At 42.0% G+C, this 2,846-nt stretch carries 2 protein-coding genes; both read left to right on the plus strand.

Going from position 1 to position 2,846, the window contains the following annotated elements; translation table 11 throughout:
- Window positions 1–636 precede the first annotated feature (636 nt).
- Window positions 637–1,935: an RNA-guided endonuclease IscB gene (iscB, locus tag F6K53_RS36560; RefSeq protein WP_293084388.1), complete on the plus strand. Its 1,299-nt coding sequence runs from the start codon at window positions 637–639 to the stop codon at window positions 1,933–1,935.
- Window positions 1,936–2,355: 420 nt separating this feature from the next.
- Window positions 2,356–2,823 (plus strand): saccharopine dehydrogenase NADP-binding domain-containing protein, encoded by a 468-nt coding sequence (locus F6K53_RS36565; RefSeq protein ID WP_293084391.1) that lies wholly within the window; start codon window positions 2,356–2,358, stop codon window positions 2,821–2,823.
- Window positions 2,824–2,846 lie beyond the last annotated feature (23 nt).

Genomic DNA, 2,846 nt, shown 5'->3' on the forward strand with positions numbered 1-2,846 from the left:
AATTTTGATGGGACAGTATTCGGTACAGGGATGAGTTTTAATCTACCTCTGTTTTGAGGTAAGCAAGTCAGGTTGTAAGCTTTTCAGCATTTCAACTATTTATAGCCTTTGGCAGTTACGTTAACGGTACCTAACAATTAACGGGACTTAAAAAAACTATTTGGGCGTTTTGCGCCCAAAGCTTGATCTAGTAATAACTAGACCTCAAGGCGATCGCCTCTTTGGCCAGAGATGAAAGAAACTACTCCAAACGTTATACCACCTTGTTTTGAGAGATACTGTCGTCGTTTTTACCCCGTTTTTAGCAGACAATGGGATTGCTATAAAAGATTTAAGTGTAGAATAATAGCAGAGTGCTTTGGAGGCAGCTTGAGAGTCAGGAACCTGGGAGTAGCGCAAACCCCACGGATTAAATCCGGGGGCTTGTAGCCTCAATACCTGACCAGCCTAGGTCTCTGTGAAGACTACGTTATCAGTAAGTGTTTAAATTCCTACCTTGGGATGCGTCGCTAGTCCCAAGCTCTAGAACTGGATTGTTAAACATCTGTATCAGGTTAAAGAAGTGCAATCTGGAAAGTACCGACTGATAACATTGGCAAAGCGAACTTAACCCTAGCAATAGGAGTAAACGTAATTATGCGCGTATTCGTACTAGACAAAAACAAAAAAACACTAGACCCTTGCCGACCTGCTAGAGCTAGAATCCTGCTTAAGCAGGGGAAAGCAAAGGTTCTAAAAAGATACCCATTTACGATAATCATGCAAGAAAAGGAGGTTGAAAACTGTGTAACTCACGAACATCAACTCAAAATAGACCCCGGAGCAAAAACTACAGGGATAGTTATTATTCAAGGCAGTAAAGTTATCTGGGGGGCAGAATTAACTCACAGGGGTTTTCAAATCAGAGAGGCCTTAACCTCTCGTAGGCAGCTAAGACGTTCTAGGCGTAACCGAAAAACTCGTTACCGTCAGCCTAGATTTTTGAATCGTAAACGCTCAGAAGGCTGGCTAGCTCCTAGTTTAATGTCACGAGTTGACAATATCTTGACTTGGACTAAAAAGTTAATCAGATTATGCCCCATCAAAGGCATTTCCCAGGAGTTAGTCCGTTTTGACACTCAAAAAATGGAAAATCCCGAAATATCTGGTGTCGAGTATCAGCAAGGCACGTTGTACGGGTACGAAATACGAGAGTATTTACTTGAAAAGTGGAATCGAAAATGTGCTTACTGTGGAGTGGATGACATTCCTTTGGAAATAGAGCATATCAAGCCTAAGTCTAAAGGAGGCTCTGACCGAGTAAGTAACTTAACTATTGCTTGTAAAAAGTGTAATAAAGCTAAAGGAAGTCAGGATATAGAAAATTTTTTGTCGGGCAAACCTAATGTACTAAAGCAGATTTTATCTCAAAGCAAAAAGCCTTTAGCTAATGCAGCAGCGGTTAACTCAACCAGATGGAAATTATACAATTCCCTTAAGTCAACTGGTTTACCAATTGAGACCGGTAGTGGTGGATTAACTAAGTATAATCGTTGCCGTCAAAATCTACCTAAAACCCATTGGTTGGATGCCGCTAATGTCGGTAAAGTTGATCACTTGTACATCGAAAGCTATCAACCATTATTGATTACAGCTAAAGGACATGGGACTCGTCAGATGTGTCGAACGAATAAGTTTGGTTTCCCGACTCGTTATGTCCCCAGGTACAAAGAAGTTAAAGGTTTTCAAACCGGAGATATTGTAAAAGCCATTGTAACCAAAGGTAAGAAAATAGGAACCTATACAGGCAGAGTAGCTACTCGCCAAACCGGCTCATTTAATATCTCTACAAAATCTGGACTGGTTCAAGGAATTAGTCACAAATATTGCAGCATTATACACCGGAAAGATGGATACTCTTATAGTTTCGTGCTTCAAGGGATGCAGTGGCCATGAGGGGGTTTCCCCCACTCGCGCTTTGCATCAAGACAAGGAAGCAATTTCCACGCTGCTGTTTATGTAAGGGGAGCGACTCCTCCCCATGCATGAATGACAGGGGTTTCCGTCGCTCCCCTTACCAACCCCTATTTTTTTGATGAATTAACAAGCTAAGGGGGTGACAACAAGACCGCGCTGCATCCCTAATAACGTGCAATAGATCCTCTATTTTTCCCTAGAGCCAGTAAGGCTAACCAGGAGGGTTGTTAACCCGTAAGGTTAACAATACACCGCTGGGGATAAGACTTCGTTTATGAGGATTTCGGCCTTAATAAAATTTAAGTATTTTAAGGTTCTGTGTCAAACCAAAACCCAAAAAAAGACACCTTAAAAAGGCTTGTAATAGAACCGATCTGGATTGATTATTGAAGTACAGTTATGGCAAAAGTTATTATTATTGGCGCAGGCGGAGTTGGCAATGTGGTTGCCCAAAAGTGCGCTCAAGTAAAAGAGATATTCTCTGAGATTCTCCTAGGGAGCAGAACGAAGCAGAAATGTGATGCGATCGCAAAATCTATTGCTCATCCATCCTTAACAACGGCTCAAATTGATGCGGACAAAGTCACTGAAATGGTTGCACTCATTAATGATTTTCAGCCTGACATCGTTATCAATGTGGCTTTGCCGTATCAGGACTTGCCGATTATGGACGCATGTCTAGAAACTGGAGTGAATTATCTCGATACTGCTAACTACGAACCTCCTGATCAAGCAAAATTTGAATATAAATGGCAATGGAACTACCATGAACGGTACAAACAAGCTGGGATTATGGCTGTCCTGGGATGCGGATTCGATCCTGGAGTTGATTCAATCGCTGTAGCGGCTGTGGCGGCGGGGAAATAGTTTGACTCATTTGTCAGAACCTA

This window comes from Moorena sp. SIO4A1 (assembly GCF_010672065.1).
Classification (GTDB): Bacteria; Cyanobacteriota; Cyanobacteriia; order Cyanobacteriales; family Coleofasciculaceae; genus Moorena.

What these genes read in the sequence shown, in the direction of transcription:
- iscB (WP_293084388.1), top strand. Translation starts at nt 637, where the DNA reads ATGCGCGTATTCGTACTAGACAAAAACAAAAAAACACTAGACCCTTGC.
- F6K53_RS36565 (WP_293084391.1), top strand. Translation starts at nt 2,356, where the DNA reads ATGGCAAAAGTTATTATTATTGGCGCAGGCGGAGTTGGCAATGTGGTT.